Origin of the sequence: Legionella taurinensis (assembly GCF_900452865.1) — a bacterium.
In the GTDB taxonomy this organism is placed as follows: domain Bacteria; phylum Pseudomonadota; class Gammaproteobacteria; order Legionellales; family Legionellaceae; genus Legionella_C; species Legionella_C taurinensis.
Map to the genome: position 1 here is coordinate 894,819 of NZ_UGOZ01000001.1, position 14,600 is coordinate 909,418.

Consider the following 14,600-nt stretch of genomic DNA (forward strand, 5'->3'; position numbering starts at 1 on the left):
TTTCTGCATGTCAACACTATGTTTTATTTTAGGGGATCAATTAACGCATTCACTGCACGCCCTGCAAGGCCTTGATAAGCAGAACGATGTTGTTTTTCTCTGTGAAGTGATGGAGGAAGCCACTTACGTCAGGCATCATCCCCAAAAAATCGCGTTCCTGTTTTCAGCCATGCGTCATTTTGCTGAAGAATTAAAGACCGATGGCTACAGAGTGCGTTATGTCCAATTGGATGATCCGGCGAATACGGGAACCTTTGACAACGAGTTAAAACGCGCTGTCATTGAGGAAAAGGCGACCCGCCTCGTTTTAACCCGCCCAGGCGAATGGCGTGTCTGGCAAAAATTTTCCGCGTGGAAAAAAGAACTGCCTCTGCCAGTCAAGGTGTTCAAGGATAACCGCTTTCTATGCTCCATTCAGGACTTTAAATCCTGGGCTCAGGGAAGAAAACAATTACGGATGGAGTATTTTTATCGCGACATGCGAAAACGGTATCAACTCTTAATGGGGACCGGTAATCAGCCGGAAGGAGGGCAATGGAACTATGATACTGACAATCGCAAGCGCTTAAAACAGCCGCCTGACCTCCCTCAACGGTTAATCCATGAAAACGATGACACCACCCGTTCTGTTTTGAATTTGGTCAAAAATCGCTTTCAAGATCATTTTGGTACGCTAAACGCTTTTAACATGGCGGTCACCCGGGCACAGGCTTTAGAGGAAGCGTATTATTTCATTGACCACTACCTGCCTGCTTTTGGTCCGTATCAGGACGCCATGATGACAGGCGAGGCAACGCTTTATCATTCCAAATTATCGGCCTATCTCAATGCAGGGCTGTTATTGCCTCTTGAACTTTGCCAGTGGGTTGAGAAGGCGTACCTGGATAGAAAAGTGGCTTTAAATACGGCAGAAGGCTTTATCCGGCAGGTATTGGGCTGGCGGGAATTTGTTCGTGGGGTTTATTGGTTACACATGCCGGATTACGCGGGCCTCAATTACCTTGAGGCTAAACGGCCGTTGCCGTCATTCTACTGGGGAGGACCAACCCGCATGCATTGCCTCAGTGAAGTGGTCTCTCACACGCGTGAATACGCCTATTCGCATCATATCCAGCGGCTGATGGTAACCGGCAATTTTGCCTTGCTGGCTGGGCTTAAGCCCGAGGACGTCTGTGCCTGGTATCTGGCCGTTTATGCCGATGCGTATGAATGGGTGGAGTTGCCTAATACGCTGGGCATGGCTCTGTTTGCTGATGGCGGTATAATGGCCAGTAAACCGTATGCAGCCAGCGGCAAATACATCCAGCGAATGAGCAATTTTTGTCAATCCTGCGCGTACGATCCCAATGACACGGTAGGGCAGACCGCGTGTCCGTTCAATTCGCTTTACTGGAACTTCCTCCATACTCATCGTCAAAAATTACAAAAAAACCCACGCCTTCATTATGCTTACATGAATTGGGAAAAATTGCCGAACGAGAAACAGACAGCTATTCTTTCCCAGGCTGAACAGTACCTGAGGCAACTGGCCGACGATGCCTTGTAAGAACAGAAGAAGGCCCTCTGTGCGGCAGAGGGCCTTTTCACAGCAGCAGCCTGCTGGTGTGTTACGGTTGCTCATAGGCAGCGAGGGCTGCTTCAATGGCGGGGCGCTTGCTTAAGGAATGATACCAGTTGGCGAGATGGGGAAACTGTTTGGCATCGAGGGGTGTTTTGTAAAAAACTTCATAACAATAAATCCAGGGCCAGATGGCCATGTCAGCAATGGTGTAGTCGTGACCGGCGATGAAATCCTGTTGCATGAGCTGCTTATCCATGACCGCCAGAAGGCGCAACACTTCATCGCTGTAGCGTTTTTTTGCATAAGGAACCTGCTCAGGAGCATAAACGGTAAAATGGCCATATTGACCGAACATGGGGCCTATGCTGCCCACCTGAAAATAACACCATTGCAGCACATTAAATTTGGGCTTTAAGGCTGCGGGTAGAAATTGGCCATGCTTTTCCGCCAGGTATTCAAGAATGGCGACGCTTTCAAACAAATGAAAATCATTGTCGCTGTCATGCAGGGCGGGAATCTTGTTGTTGGGGGAAATCGCTAAAAAATCGGGCTTGAATTGCTCCCCTTCGCGAATATTCACCCATTTTATTTCATAAGGAACGTGCAATTCCTCCAGTAGAATGGTGGGTTTAAAGCCATTGGGCGTAGCGAATGAATAAAGCGTGTACATGATTGTCCTTGTCATTCCATGGAACTTTAAACTATAGCGGACGGATGACCGTGTTGGGAATAGTTTCGTTCTCCTGCCAGACGAGGGGAAAGAGGGGATGGTCAAGCGGTGAGCCGGCGGCCAGCTCGTCATTGAGGCCTGGAAAATCCGGTGAGGTGGACCAGCGTCGCGGGGCATACACCATGTCATCGCCAAGAAAACGAAGCGAAAAAACCCGCCTTCGTGTGTCGGCTACGCCGGCGGCCGCATGCAGGGTCAGCATATGGAAACACACGACATCGCCAGGCTCAACCGCCCAACCCAGAATGGGGTAATGCTCGCGCGCTGCGTCAATATCAGGTAATTCTTCGAGCGACCCTTCCGGGAACCATTTGGCCTGATTATCCATGAACGTTCGCGGCATGAGCCAGGGCCCGCGATGAGAGCCGGCGACAAACTCCAGAGTCGAGGCACGGCTGACCGGATCCACTGGAATCCAGAAGCTGATATTCTGATAACCACTGACATTGTAGTAGGGTTGATCCTGATGCCAGGGCGTCGGTTGACGGGTGCGAGGCTCCTTGACCAGCAGGTGATCATGATAAAGCCTGACCTGACGGCTATTCATCAATTGAGCGGCGACTTCACCGAGAGGAGAGTCAAAAATAACCTGCTGGTAAAAAGCATTTTGCTGCCAGGTGCAGAAATCTTCAACAAAAAAGCCGGGATCGTCCGGACGGCTGGCTACTTTAGCGCGCGGGCTTAAGGCGGCTAAATTGAGCTCAATGCCCTGCCGCAACCGGTCAACCTGCTGTGCATTGAGCAATTGCCGCAGGCAAACCGCCCCGTGCTGTGCAAAATCAGCCGCCGCCTGCAGAAGCATGCAATGCCCGTTAAACGGAGTGAGGCTGGATCCAGCCCTGGCTGAACGCCACGATAAGGAAAATAAAAAGCGCAAGCGACAGGCCAATACGCCAGCTTAGCGCTTTGACGGTGCGCGTGGTTTTTCCCTCATCCCGGATTAAGAAAAAAAGGCCGCTACCCAGAGAAATCAGGATGATGAGCATGGCAAGGATGATAACAACTTTAGTCATGGAACAATCCTTAAAAAACTTTCAATTAAAATACCACAATTTGAACATCGGGGGGTATACTCTCACTTTGATTAACTGCGCGACAAGATGAACCCGCTTCTATCTAATTATGACTCATTTATTCACTGGTAATTATCGATTTGCACCGAAATGGGGCATGACCCTGCTGGCGGTGATTGTGACCGCATCGCTTGCGGGCCTTGGGTATTGGCAAATTGCCCGGGCCCACGAAAAAGAGAAAACGCTTGAAATGGAAGCCGAACGCGCCAAAAAACCGGCCGTGGACTGGCAGCCTGACAGCCCGCTTCCCGCTCAGTACCAGCGTATTCGCGTCCAGGGCAGGTTTCTTCCCCGGGTGTTTTTACTGGATAATCAATTTTATGACCACGCGTTTGGTTACCATGTTTTCAATCCCTTACTGCTTGAAAATGGCCAGATTGTATTGGTTGACAGAGGATGGGTTAAAGGCAGCCTTAACCGTAACCAGTTACCCGAAGTGATAACGCCGCGACAGCGTTCAGTCATTGCCGGCCGTGTTTATTATCCATCGACTAAACAATGGGTATTGGGTGACGCTATTGAGCAGAAAAAAGACAAATATTACGTTATCGAAAAAATTGATGCAAAGTTAGTCAGCCAAGTTTTGCATAAATCAGTCTATCCGTTTATCATTCGCCTCAATAAAAATGCTGCGAACGGGTACGTTCGTGAATGGCCGGTCGTGACCCTGTCTCCGCAACGTCATTATGGCTATGCGGTACAATGGTTTGCCATGGCCCTCGCGGTATTGGTAATTTATATCGTACTGAATCTTAAGAAAACCCATGAAAAAAACTAAAAATCAGAAACTGGCTTTAATTCTACTCGCGCTGATGTTTGCAGCGCCCGCGCCCATTGCTTACCTGTTTTTTAAACACCCCCAGTGGTTGGGCGCCCAGACCAACAAAGGGGAACTGCTGAAACCTGCCGTGTCGCTCAATGCCATCAATAACAAGGAAAAGTGGCACCTGCTGCTCTGGCACCCGGGCCGCTGTGACTCAGGGTGCAGTCAGCAGATCGAGCGGCTTGCACGTGTGCGCCTTGCTTTGGGACGACGGCTTTATGAAGTCGAGCAATGGCTGGTTATCAATGACAGCGATCCGGCGTTGCCCGCGGCGTTGCTGAATGCCCTGCACGAGCAGGATATTCATGTCCTGCGTCTTAATCAGGCCCAACGTCAGGTGATTGAGCGCTTGACTGGTGAAGACCGGGTATTCATCGCGGATCCTAATAATTACCTGATTCTGTCTTATGGATTAACAGCCAAATCAGAAGACATATTCCACGACTTAAAACAGTTACTGACCACCGTTGAAAAAAAGAGTAGTTAGCATGCAGACAAAAACCACCCGTTATGCCGCCGTCCTGGCGGTTGCCTTAGCCTTGTTTGTGGTCATGCTCGGGGCTTACACGCGTTTGACGGATGCGGGACTGGGTTGTCCCGACTGGCCGGGATGCTACGGGCATCTGGTCCTGCCGAGCGCTAAACCCGCATTGACCGCCGCCCAGCAATCGTATCCCGATAGTCCCATTGAGTCGCGAAAGGCCTGGACAGAGATGGGGCATCGCTACGCGGCGGGGACCCTGGCTTTAGTCATTGTTTTTTTAGGATGCCGCGCGATGGTATCCCGTTTTAAAAAGAACGCAACACCCTGGGTGTTGCCAGCGCTCTTAATCGGGTTGGTTTGTTTTCAAGCCGCACTCGGTATGTGGACGGTGACGATGAAACTCTTGCCGGTGGTGGTGATGGCCCACCTCCTTGGCGGGATCATTATTTTTTCCTGCTTAAGCTGCCTTTGCCTCCAATCCTTTAACACCGCTTCACCCGCTCTGCCTCAATGGCGCTTTGCTGTGGGTCTCGGGTTGATTATCGTAGTGATTCAAATTGCCCTGGGGGGGTGGGTCAGCTCCAATTATGCCGGTATTGCCTGCATCGGATTCCCGCAATGCAATGGCCAATGGTTGCCTGCTCTGCATTTTACGCAGGGATTTAATCTCTTTTCACCGGTTGGGGCGAATTATCAGGGCGGTGTACTTGATAACGAGGTGCGGGTGACCATTCAAACCCTGCATCGCCTCTGGGCATTGGTAACTGCGGCTTATGTGATTGGCCTGAGTGTAATGATGCTGGCCAGGGTTCCTTACAAAACGCTGCGGCTACTGGCCATTGCCGCGCTGGTGCTGGTCGCCGCCCAGTTCACTTTGGGCGTACTGAATGTCCTTTATCTCCTGCCGCTTGGCGTGGCTGTGTTACACAATGGGGTTGCTGCTTTGTTAATGGCAACAGTCTTCATGATGTTTTATCTGACGATGAGGAAACAACGCGATGCAGGCTAAGCATGAACTGGCAACACCGGTAGACTGGCGCGATTACCTTGAACTGTGCAAGCCGCGTGTCGTCGCCTTGATGCTGCTGACGGTCGTGGTTGGTATGTACCTGGCCGCACCCGGGTGGATTCCGCTTTCGACGGTGCTGGTGTCTCTGGCAGGTATCGGGCTTTGTGCCGGCAGTGCGGCAGCCATTAATCACCTGGTGGATAAACGCATTGACGCCATTATGGCACGGACTAAAAAAAGACCGGTTGCCCACGGCCGTGTGTCGGTTGCTCAAGCCATTTATTTTGCTGCCGTGCTAGGCGTAAGTGGGCTTGTTTTATTGTGGTTATGGGTCAACACGCTGACGGCGGTGTTAACCTTTATTACCCTCATCGGTTATGCGGGCATTTACACCGGTTATTTAAAGCGGGCGACACCGCAGAACATTGTCATCGGCGGTTTAGCCGGTGCAGCGCCGCCGTTACTGGGATGGACGGCGGTGACTAACCAGCTTGATCCTCAGGCCTTGTTGCTGGTGTTGATTATTTTCACCTGGACCCCTCCGCATTTCTGGGCTCTGGCGATTTACCGCTTTGAAGAATATCAACACGCGGAAATTCCCATGTTACCGGTAACGCATGGCATTGCGTTTACCAAATTAAATGTGCTGTTGTATACCATTTTATTGCTGGTTGTCAGTATTCTGCCTTTTGCAGTGGGTATGAGCGGACTTTTATATCTGGCAGCGGCGCTGGCGCTGGGGGGGCGTTTTCTTCAGTGGTCGCTTCGTCTGTATCGAACCGATCAAGGCGTGATTGCCATGCGCACCTTCCGTTTTTCAATTGTGTATTTAATGCTTTTGTTTTGTTTTTTGTTGATTGACCATTATCTCTAGGGGGAAACATGACGGCTCAGAAAAATCGAATTAATCTGACAGTGATTTTATTACTGGCTTTGGTTGCACTGGTAACCGGCTTTTTTGTTTCACAGCATTTGCATAAAGGAAAAAAAATAGACGTCTCTCAATTTCATGGGACTCTGCTTGAAACGCCGCGCGGCGTGAATGAATTCTCCTTAACCGGCATCGATAATCAACCCTTTAATAATCAAAGCCTCAAAGGTCAGTGGACTCTGGTTTTCTTTGGTTTTACGAGCTGTGGCTATCTTTGCCCGACCACCATGGCGGAACTGGCAAAAATGTACCGGTCTCTGGAGGAAAAAGGGGTTAATCCCTTGCCGCGAGTGGTCATGATTTCAATTGATCCCGAGCGCGATGATCTGCCAAAGCTGGCGGGATACGTGAAATCCTTCGATCCGCATTTCTACGGCGCGCGGGGCGAGAGCAAAGCGATTAAAAAAATGACACGGGAAATGGGCATTGCCTATGCCAAAGTGGCCATGCCGACGAGCCAGGATGCGCAAAATTACGATGTACAGCACAGCGGCACTGTCATGCTGTTCAATCCTGAGGGGGAATTGAGCGCTTTCTTTACGACACCGCATCAGGCATTGACACTCGCTAAGGACTACCAGTTGTTGGTCGGTTAATGGCTTGTACAGGATTGGAATGGATGTGCCCGGGATAGGCCAAGCATAAAGGTAAGTTTTGAGCTAGGCTCTGCTTATAGAATAAAAAAATCAAATTCGGGAACAGCGCGTTATGAAAATTGCAATATTGGCCACTAACCCCCAATTGTATTCCCATCAGCGGCTAAAAGCCGCCGGTGAGGAGGCGGGTCATGAGGTGAGTATTATTAATCCACTCTATTGCTATATGAATGTGGCTGCGTCCTGTCCCAAAGTTCATTATCGCGGCGGCGAGCCGTTGCCGCGCTATGATGCTGTCATTCCGCGCATTGGCGCCTCCATCACGTATTATGGGACAGCGGTGTTACGTCACATGGAAACCATGGGCATGTACACAGTCAATGAATCGATTGCCATTTCCCGCTCGCGGGACAAATTTCGATCCCTGCAGTTGTTGGCGCGCAAGGGGATCCCCATGCCGCTCACCAGTTTTGCCCAATCCCCCGACGACACCGAAGATTTGATTCGCATGGTAGGCGGTGCGCCGCTGGTGATTAAATTACTGGAAGGCACGCAGGGTAAAGGCGTGATTCTCGCCGACAGCCATCAATCCGCGGTCAGCATCATCAATGCATTTAAAGAAATGTCGGCCAATATCCTGGTTCAGGAATTCATTGAAGAGTCGCGGGGCACCGATATCCGCTGTTTTGTGATTGGCGATAAAGTGGTAGCGGCCATCAAGCGCCAGGCCAAGGAAGGCGAGTTTCGTGCCAACGTGCATCAGGGCGGTAAAGCCCTTAAAGTCAAATTGTCGCCCCAGGAACGCGCCATCGCCGTGGCTGCAGCGAAAACCATGGGTTTGAAGGTGGCGGGTGTGGATTTGATTCGTTCAAACCATGGCCCCTTAGTGCTTGAAATCAATTCATCGCCTGGGTTGGAAGGCATTGAAAAGGCCACGCATGTCAATATTGCTGCCAAAGTGATTCAGTACATTGAGAAAAATGCCAAGCCGATAAGCGCCAATCATCGCTTTCACGGGTAATGGCTGCTCTTCTCAGGAATAGCGGGGTCAAGGTTTTGAATACCCCTCTTCTGCTTAGGAGACGAGCCGCGAAAAAAATAACTCTGTGCCGGACAAAAAACGCTTAAAGAGATGAGATATTATAAATAACTCGCTGATTTTAAATGTATTTCATATAATCATTTCGTCTAAAAAAGGATGTAAATATGAAATATATCAGCGAGTTGAGTGGAATTTTAAGCCAGAGATTGAATTGGCACAAGTCACGCATTGACTGTTTTGCCCAAATGTTATTAGCCTTGTTTATGGTGAGAAGTGTTAATTTAAGTGAAATTGCGGTTGCAATGGATGGTGATAGAGCGAGCATTGATTCCCGCTACAAAAGAGTATACCGTTTTTTTTCAAAGTTTGAGGTAGATTTTACCTGGATTGCTCGCTGGATATACTCTCTGTTTTTTAATAAAGCTCACAAGGTTTATTTAGCCATAGACAGGACAAATTGGTATTGGGGTAAAGCCAAAATCAATGTGTTTATGTTGTCTATTTGTTATGAAGGAATAGCCATACCCATATTTTGGCGACTGCTAAAAAAAGCAGGAGGCACGACGGGTAAAGAGCAGATAGAATTATTATCTCGATTTATTAATACGTTTGGTAAAGAATCAATACAAGGCATACTCGGTGATCGAGAATTTCCTAACAAAGCACTCATAGCTTGGCTTGTAGCAGAGAATATTCCCTTTTATTTACGGATTAAGGGGAACGTAGACGTGTGTATTGGCAAAAAGAAATTTAAAGCTTCGGCACAGTTATTCAGCCACTTAGCCCCTTGTCAGCACCAAGTATTTGGTATGAAAGTCCATGTTTTTGGGCACTCACTTTATTTGGCCGGAAGCAAAAATTCTCGGGAAGACTTGATGATTGTTATCACAAATCAACCACCCAAAAATGCAATTGCTTGCTATTTGCGCCGTTGGGAAATAGAAACGCTTTTTGCCTCTTTAAAAACAAAGGGATGGCGATTTGAAGATACACGAGTCATTGAGCCTAAGCGCATCGAAAAGCTCTTGGTTTTACTCGCCTTGGGCTTTGTTTGGGCACATCGAATTGGCGAGTGGAAAGCATCTATCAAGCCTATTCCTCTTAAAAAATTACGCAACCAAAAAAGACCAAAAAATAGCTTTTTTCGATTGGGCTTAGATCATCTCAGAGATTTGCTCACCAATCACAGAATCAATATAAAATTGTTTGCTAAATTATCAAATTGGATTCTGTTTGCCTTAGATGAGACTGTTTTTTAAAAAATTGTCCGGCACAGAGAAAAAATAAGCCCAGCTTTCTTTTCTTAATTTTCTCTTAAGCAATGTTATTTAAAATGAAACACATGTTGTTTTGAGACGATTGAAACAACCCAATCTCCTGATGTAATCAAGTGAATTGTTGCAAGGCATGGCTTTGCAACAAAGCTTGATATAAGCGCATGAAAACCTGAGGATTACCATCAAGCCATTAACTGGCTTTCGTTTTTTTTTGTTTCTGCTCGCTTTTTCCAATGAGCCAGTCGGGATTGACTTCCAGTTCTTCAGCCAATAGTTTCAGAAGCGTGTCATCGGGAACGGTAATGCCATTGAGCATGGCCTCGGCTTTAAATTTTGGAATTTTAATCAGCTTGGAAAACACTTCAATGCGTTCATCGCTGCGCAGAGGGACGCCTATGGCATCAAGCTCCCGATTAAGACGTTCAGCAAATTGTTTGTTAGTCATGGTTTTCCGTCAAAAGTTTCCATTAACTACTTCTATAGCATAAAAAAATTGGATTTTGCAATCTTCTTGGCGGTAAGCTATAAGCTTAAGTAAGAATACCCTCAATTCACAGCAAGCGAATTGAAAAAGAAGGGAGAATGTCGTGGGATCATTGATTACTCTGGGGTTATTGGCAATCTTTGCCATCGCATTTGTTCTAGCTGGTGTAAAAGTGGTCCCGCAGTCCGAGGAATGGACTGTTGAGCGTTTCGGACGTTACACCCAAACGCTCCTGCCAGGCTTGGGTTTAATCATTCCTTTCATTGACAGGGTCACTTATAAAGTGAACATGAGAGAACGGGTGCTGGATATCCCGCCTCAGGAAGTCATTTCGTCTGACAACGCCATGGTGACCATCGATGCCGTGTGTTTCTTCCAGGTGGTTGATCCCGCCAAATCGGCCTACCAGGTTGATAATCTTGAACATGCCATTCGTAACCTGACCATGACCAATATCCGTACAGTGCTCGGTTCGCTTGAATTGGACGGCATGTTGAGTCAGCGTGATGAAATTAATAATCGTCTGATGCATGTGGTTGATGCCGCCACCAATCCCTGGGGCGTGAAAGTGACCCGCATTGAAATCAGAGACATCCGTCCGCCGCAAAACCTGATTGATGCCATGGCTAACCAGATGAAAGCAGAAAGGGAAAAGCGGGCTGCGATTTTAGCCGCAGAGGGGGACAGGCAGGCTGAAATTCTGCGTGCGGAAGGAGATAAGCAAGGTCAGATTTTAAGAGCGGAGGCCGATAAACAGGCGGCATTTCTTGCGGCAGAGGCCAGAGAAAGAACAGCCCAGGCGGATGCCAATGCCACGAAGATGGTTTCTGTGGCCATTGCTGAAGGGGATATTAATGCGATCAATTACTTTATCGCTGAAAAATACGTCGATGCCTTAAAAACAATCGGTAATGCGCAAAACAGTAAAATGGTTTTCCTGCCGGTGGAAGCCACCGGCGTCATTGGTGCCTTGGGCGGTATGACTGAAATGCTTAAGAATATCAATCCGAGGAATGCGAACAAAGTTCAATTGTAAGGTCTCTTCATGGCATGGTTATTATATTGGCATTGGTTGGCATTGGCCCTGTTGCTTATCATTGCTGAAACCTTGGGCGCCGCGGGTTTTCTCATTGCATTAGGCATGGCAGCGGCCATCACCGGTGTTCTCACCTGGCTGCTGCTGATAAGCTGGCAGTGGCAATTGGTCTGGTTTTCCATCTTCAGCATTTTCTTAGCGTATGCCTGGTGGCGTTTTCTTAAACACCGGACGGCTGTCACACCGCCTTCCCTGATTAATCGTCCCTTTGAATCGATGGTGGGACGAACAGTGACCTTGGTGGAAGCCATTGAAAATGGCCGCGGTAAAATCCGCATCAACGATGCGCACTGGTTTGTAACTGGGCCGGAGTTGCCTGCCGGAACCCGCGTTAAAGTGGTCGGCATCGAAGACGGAACCCTGCTAATAGTCGAGCCGCTTACACCGTAAGCGGTTCTTCCTGCCGTAATTGACTAATGTCGACTAAGCTTTCCACCCACTGCGGCATGTCATTTAAACAGGGAATGACCGTAAGTTTCTCACCCCCCAGTTTCATCCATTGCAATTGAGCGCGCAGGCCGATTTCTTCCAGCGTTTCCAGGCAATCGGCGACAAAGGACGGGCAGGCAACGGCAAGCCGCTTGATTCCCTGTGAAGCCAGTTCCGCCAGTACGTCATCCGTGTAAGGTTTAATCCAGGGCGTTTTACCTAATCTGGATTGAAAAGCAACCTGGTAGTAACCGGCAGGCAAACCCAGGCGCGCCGCGAGCAACTGGCCGGTCGCGAAGCATTGGGCCCGATAGCAGGCCTGATTAGCGGCTGCAAGCGGAGGGCAGCTGTGAGCACAAACCGTTTCACAGCCACTGGCTTTCAGATGACGTTCGGGCAGCCCATGAAAACTTAACAGTAAATAATCATGCTCATCCAGGTAAGGTTTAATCCGCTGGGCCTGGGCTGCAAGAAAACGGGGATGATTGTAAAAATCCCGAATAATGGTTAACGAGGGTTGAACCGGTTTTTTTGCCAGTAAGGTCAGTACCTTCTCAATGGATGAACCGGTTGCCGCTGACGAATATTGAGGGTACAAGGGCAATAGGGTGATATGGCTACAATGCTTAAGCTGCTCAAGGGCCTGCTCAATGGAGGGATTGCCATAACGCATGCCCAGGGCGACCTGACATCGATTACCTAAAACGGATTGCAATTTCGCGGCTAAATTTCGGCTGTGGGTGAGTAAGGGCGAACCGTCTTCTTTCCAGATGGCTTGATAGGCATGAGCCGATCGGCGCGGCCTGAATGGAAGAATAAGCCCATAGAGAAGGGGATAGCGAATGAGTGCCGGTAAGTCAATCACACGTCGATCGGCTAAAAATTCCCGCAAATAGCGACGCACGGAACGCGTGTCAGGTGCATCGGGCGTGCCGAGATTAATTAACAGGAGACCTTGCTTCATCATGTTCAAATCCAGCATTAAAAAAGGCAATGATACATGATGTTCGGTAACACAGCAGCAAAAAGCTACTGTGTTACTGCATGGAACGGCTTAAGCTGAAGTGGTTTCAGACAATGCCACCACATTGGAAGCATGCAAGCCTCGATCGCCTTTTTCTACATCGTAACTTACTTGTTGCCCTGGAATCAGTGTTTTATAGCCTGTACCATGAATGGCAGAGAAGTGAACGAAAATGTCTTCACCACCCCCTTCCGGCATAATAAAACCCCATCCCTTGGCATTGTTAAACCATTTGACTTCGCCTGTAGCCATGACTCCTCCTTTTGCTAAAGCTTATCAATCGTCGACTGGATATCCTCCAGCTGAGCAATTGCATTCGTCCCTAAATGACAATTGTAAACACCATAAAAAGCATGGGCTGTGTCCCTTTTTCAAGAGATACAATCCACCATAACGCAAAAGTAGCACCGGGAACAATAGTTTTTTAAAAAAAAATCATTTTTTTGTTGACATTGTTAAACATTGGAAACACAAGGGTTCCGGGTGAGTACCTGCCCATTTAAACCCGTCTGCAGGTTGTCTGTATGGGAACCGACGTCATGCGTTCAACATGAGGCTTATCTTGCTGAAAACCAATTCCCCATAAGGACACGACAGTGTCAAACCCCTGAGTATACCGCGCGTCGGCAGCAAGCGGGGGCTTGCTGCGGGCTAAAATTAAATAGTCGTCACTGAACCAGGAAAAAACAGCCAGATCGCGCCGCTGACCTGGCGACAGCGGGAAAGGCAATTGCTGGGCTGAAAATAAAACGGCAGGTGAGGCGGGTATTAATGTGTTGTTCCCCCAGAGCGGAATGATGGCGGTGGCGATAAAAAGGCAGGGCGGCTCTTTAGCGATAATCCGCCAACGGGTGGAGCTTGCCAGTTCAGGCATGGCGCGCAGTCGGGTTAAATTAAGATGGTGCGCTTTCGCATATTCCTGCACAAAATGAATTGCCCGCTGATGCTGTACGCTGTTAAAAACCAAAAACAGGGCGGCTGCAGCAAGGCCGAATCGGGCAGCCTGCGGCTGCTGATGAATGACTGACCAGGCAGTGCCTAAAATAAGGGGCACTGTAAACCAGGGATCAATGATGGACACAATATCCCAGCTGATGCGCCGCAGGCTAAAGGGCCACAGAAGCACGGTGCCATAACTGGTGAAGGCATCCAATAAGCCATGCGTTGCATAAGCCACCAGCGATACGGCTATAACCAGACGCCAATGGTTACGGTAATAGGAAAACAGCATCAGCAGAAGCATGCTTATTAAAGCACCTGCCGGAATGAAAGCCAGTGAATGGGTAAAATGGCGATGCCAGAGCTCAATGCGCAAGGGATCGCTTCGTGAGCCGAATAAAACATCGAGATCGGCTGTCATGCCGGCCAAAGCCCCGACTTGCCACGGGATATGCCGGCTGTACCTGCCAAAAAACGTTTGGGCACAGGCCGCGCCCAAGGCGCCCTGAGTGATGGGATCCATGGTTGATTATTGCAATGAGTTATTCCTTATCATACACCCGGTTAAATGTTTCGAAACAGGATGGCTTTCCTTCAGAGGTAATTTTGTTACACTGCGCTTTTACTCTGGTTCTCGATACCATGTCTTTTAGTGTTGACCCACGACTTGAACAGTCGTCACTCTTTCTTTGCGATGCGCCGTTATCGCGAGTGTACCTTAAAAACGAGGCAACGTTTCCCTGGCTAATCCTTGTGCCTCGCCTGCCCGGACTCAGTGAGCTACATCAACTGAGGTGTGAGGACAGTCAGCAATTGATGTGGGAGATTGGTAAAACCTCCGAACTGATCAGCCGGTATTTTAAAGCAGACAAGATCAATGTCGGTGCCTTGGGCAACATTGTTCAACAATTGCACATCCATGTCATTGCCCGTTACAAAGACGATCCCTTGTGGCCGCACAGTGTGTGGCAACCTGCTGCGGGTGAGCAGTCAATCCCTTATGACGAAGTGAAGGCAGAGGCGTTAATCACGGCTTTGCGTGAGGAGTTTGCCTGCTTGATAAAGTAAATGAAATCACGCAAAAAAAAACGCCGGGTCTTGT

General features: G+C 48.8%; 18 protein-coding genes. 11 read left to right on the top strand and 7 right to left on the bottom strand.

Annotated elements, in window-relative coordinates:
* Positions 1 to 7 precede the first annotated feature (7 nt).
* Entirely contained in the window at positions 8 to 1,546 is a 1,539-nt protein-coding gene (locus DYE45_RS04180; RefSeq protein ID WP_115300509.1) for a cryptochrome/photolyase family protein, read from the top strand.
* 61 nt (positions 1,547 to 1,607) lie between these two features.
* Here the strand turns inward: DYE45_RS04180 and DYE45_RS04185 are convergent, their stop codons facing one another.
* Genes DYE45_RS04185 through DYE45_RS04195 form a run of 3 tightly spaced genes read right to left on the bottom strand, consistent with a single transcriptional unit; the run spans position 1,608 to position 3,304 of the window.
* Positions 1,608 to 2,231 carry a glutathione S-transferase N-terminal domain-containing protein gene (locus DYE45_RS04185; RefSeq protein WP_108292413.1) on the bottom strand — a complete coding sequence of 208 codons (624 nt, stop codon included), beginning with the start codon at positions 2,229 to 2,231 and terminating at the stop codon, positions 1,608 to 1,610.
* A 31-nt stretch (positions 2,232 to 2,262) separates the two neighbouring features.
* Complete coding sequence (locus DYE45_RS04190) at positions 2,263 to 3,093, bottom strand: phytanoyl-CoA dioxygenase family protein (protein ID WP_108292411.1); 831 nt, start codon at positions 3,091 to 3,093, stop codon at positions 2,263 to 2,265.
* A 10-nt stretch (positions 3,094 to 3,103) separates the two neighbouring features.
* A complete protein-coding gene (locus DYE45_RS04195; RefSeq protein ID WP_058531960.1) occupies positions 3,104 to 3,304 on the bottom strand; it encodes a twin transmembrane helix small protein in 201 nt (66 codons plus the stop codon).
* A gap of 109 nt (positions 3,305 to 3,413) precedes the next feature.
* Here DYE45_RS04195 and DYE45_RS04200 point away from each other — a divergent pair, with 109 nt between their 5' ends.
* The 7 genes from DYE45_RS04200 to DYE45_RS04230 all read left to right on the top strand — a co-directional run bounded on the left by DYE45_RS04200 (position 3,414) and on the right by DYE45_RS04230 (position 9,508).
* Entirely contained in the window at positions 3,414 to 4,142 is a 729-nt protein-coding gene (locus tag DYE45_RS04200; protein WP_165481689.1) for an SURF1 family protein, read from the top strand.
* Positions 4,129 to 4,674, top strand: coding sequence for a redox-active disulfide-containing membrane protein (locus DYE45_RS04205; protein WP_108292409.1), 546 nt, complete (start codon positions 4,129 to 4,131; stop codon positions 4,672 to 4,674). The genes DYE45_RS04200 and DYE45_RS04205 overlap by 14 nt, the downstream gene beginning before the upstream one ends.
* A 1-nt stretch (position 4,675) precedes the next feature.
* Complete coding sequence (locus DYE45_RS04210) at positions 4,676 to 5,680, top strand: COX15/CtaA family protein (protein ID WP_115300510.1); 1,005 nt, start codon at positions 4,676 to 4,678, stop codon at positions 5,678 to 5,680.
* On the top strand, positions 5,670 to 6,554 hold the full coding sequence (gene cyoE / locus DYE45_RS04215; protein WP_108292405.1) for a heme o synthase: 885 nt from the start codon (positions 5,670 to 5,672) through the stop codon (positions 6,552 to 6,554). The genes DYE45_RS04210 and cyoE overlap by 11 nt, the downstream gene beginning before the upstream one ends.
* Positions 6,555 to 6,562: 8 nt before the next feature.
* Positions 6,563 to 7,207 (top strand): SCO family protein, encoded by a 645-nt coding sequence (locus DYE45_RS04220; protein ID WP_108292403.1) that lies wholly within the window; start codon positions 6,563 to 6,565, stop codon positions 7,205 to 7,207.
* A 112-nt stretch (positions 7,208 to 7,319) separates the two neighbouring features.
* Entirely contained in the window at positions 7,320 to 8,228 is a 909-nt protein-coding gene (gene rimK / locus DYE45_RS04225) for a 30S ribosomal protein S6--L-glutamate ligase (RefSeq protein ID WP_108292401.1), read from the top strand.
* Positions 8,229 to 8,413: 185 nt separating this feature from the next.
* Positions 8,414 to 9,508: an IS4 family transposase gene (locus tag DYE45_RS04230; RefSeq protein WP_115300511.1), complete on the top strand. Its 1,095-nt coding sequence runs from the start codon at positions 8,414 to 8,416 to the stop codon at positions 9,506 to 9,508.
* 208 nt (positions 9,509 to 9,716) lie between these two features.
* Here DYE45_RS04230 and DYE45_RS04235 read toward each other — a convergent pair whose 3' ends face one another.
* Entirely contained in the window at positions 9,717 to 9,971 is a 255-nt protein-coding gene (locus DYE45_RS04235; protein ID WP_108292399.1) for a hypothetical protein, read from the bottom strand.
* 142 nt (positions 9,972 to 10,113) lie between these two features.
* Here DYE45_RS04235 and DYE45_RS04240 point away from each other — a divergent pair, with 142 nt between their 5' ends.
* Positions 10,114 to 11,046, top strand: coding sequence for an SPFH domain-containing protein (locus DYE45_RS04240; RefSeq protein WP_108292397.1), 933 nt, complete (start codon positions 10,114 to 10,116; stop codon positions 11,044 to 11,046).
* A gap of 9 nt (positions 11,047 to 11,055) precedes the next feature.
* Positions 11,056 to 11,496: an NfeD family protein gene (locus DYE45_RS04245; RefSeq protein WP_108292395.1), complete on the top strand. Its 441-nt coding sequence runs from the start codon at positions 11,056 to 11,058 to the stop codon at positions 11,494 to 11,496.
* Here DYE45_RS04245 and hemH read toward each other — a convergent pair.
* The 3 genes from hemH to DYE45_RS04260 form a co-directional block, all read right to left on the bottom strand.
* A complete protein-coding gene (gene hemH / locus DYE45_RS04250) occupies positions 11,486 to 12,499 on the bottom strand; it encodes a ferrochelatase (RefSeq protein WP_108292502.1) in 1,014 nt (337 codons plus the stop codon). The genes DYE45_RS04245 and hemH overlap by 11 nt on opposite strands.
* A 90-nt stretch (positions 12,500 to 12,589) precedes the next feature.
* Positions 12,590 to 12,811, bottom strand: a complete 222-nt coding sequence (locus DYE45_RS04255) for a cold-shock protein (protein WP_058531970.1) — start codon at positions 12,809 to 12,811, stop codon at positions 12,590 to 12,592.
* Between the two features lie 247 nt (positions 12,812 to 13,058).
* Positions 13,059 to 14,021, bottom strand: a complete 963-nt coding sequence (locus DYE45_RS04260) for a metal-dependent hydrolase (protein ID WP_108292393.1) — start codon at positions 14,019 to 14,021, stop codon at positions 13,059 to 13,061.
* Between the two features lie 119 nt (positions 14,022 to 14,140).
* Here DYE45_RS04260 and DYE45_RS04265 point away from each other — a divergent pair, with 119 nt between their 5' ends.
* A complete protein-coding gene (locus DYE45_RS04265; RefSeq protein WP_108292500.1) occupies positions 14,141 to 14,566 on the top strand; it encodes an HIT domain-containing protein in 426 nt (141 codons plus the stop codon).
* Positions 14,567 to 14,600 lie beyond the last annotated feature (34 nt).

Excerpts from the sequence above, each read along its gene's own strand:
- DYE45_RS04180 (WP_115300509.1), top strand. The coding sequence starts at position 8 with ATGTCAACACTATGTTTTATTTTAGGGGATCAATTAACGCATTCACTG.
- DYE45_RS04185 (WP_108292413.1), bottom strand. The coding sequence starts at position 2,231 with ATGTACACGCTTTATTCATTCGCTACGCCCAATGGCTTTAAACCCACC.
- DYE45_RS04190 (WP_108292411.1), bottom strand. The coding sequence starts at position 3,093 with ATGCTTCTGCAGGCGGCGGCTGATTTTGCACAGCACGGGGCGGTTTGC.
- DYE45_RS04195 (WP_058531960.1), bottom strand. The coding sequence starts at position 3,304 with ATGACTAAAGTTGTTATCATCCTTGCCATGCTCATCATCCTGATTTCT.
- DYE45_RS04200 (WP_165481689.1), top strand. The coding sequence starts at position 3,414 with ATGACTCATTTATTCACTGGTAATTATCGATTTGCACCGAAATGGGGC.
- DYE45_RS04205 (WP_108292409.1), top strand. The coding sequence starts at position 4,129 with ATGAAAAAAACTAAAAATCAGAAACTGGCTTTAATTCTACTCGCGCTG.
- DYE45_RS04210 (WP_115300510.1), top strand. The coding sequence starts at position 4,676 with ATGCAGACAAAAACCACCCGTTATGCCGCCGTCCTGGCGGTTGCCTTA.
- cyoE (WP_108292405.1), top strand. The coding sequence starts at position 5,670 with ATGCAGGCTAAGCATGAACTGGCAACACCGGTAGACTGGCGCGATTAC.
- DYE45_RS04220 (WP_108292403.1), top strand. The coding sequence starts at position 6,563 with ATGACGGCTCAGAAAAATCGAATTAATCTGACAGTGATTTTATTACTG.
- rimK (WP_108292401.1), top strand. The coding sequence starts at position 7,320 with ATGAAAATTGCAATATTGGCCACTAACCCCCAATTGTATTCCCATCAG.
- DYE45_RS04230 (WP_115300511.1), top strand. The coding sequence starts at position 8,414 with ATGAAATATATCAGCGAGTTGAGTGGAATTTTAAGCCAGAGATTGAAT.
- DYE45_RS04235 (WP_108292399.1), bottom strand. The coding sequence starts at position 9,971 with ATGACTAACAAACAATTTGCTGAACGTCTTAATCGGGAGCTTGATGCC.
- DYE45_RS04245 (WP_108292395.1), top strand. The coding sequence starts at position 11,056 with ATGGCATGGTTATTATATTGGCATTGGTTGGCATTGGCCCTGTTGCTT.
- hemH (WP_108292502.1), bottom strand. The coding sequence starts at position 12,499 with ATGAAGCAAGGTCTCCTGTTAATTAATCTCGGCACGCCCGATGCACCT.
- DYE45_RS04255 (WP_058531970.1), bottom strand. The coding sequence starts at position 12,811 with ATGGCTACAGGCGAAGTCAAATGGTTTAACAATGCCAAGGGATGGGGT.
- DYE45_RS04260 (WP_108292393.1), bottom strand. The coding sequence starts at position 14,021 with ATGGATCCCATCACTCAGGGCGCCTTGGGCGCGGCCTGTGCCCAAACG.
- DYE45_RS04265 (WP_108292500.1), top strand. The coding sequence starts at position 14,141 with ATGTCTTTTAGTGTTGACCCACGACTTGAACAGTCGTCACTCTTTCTT.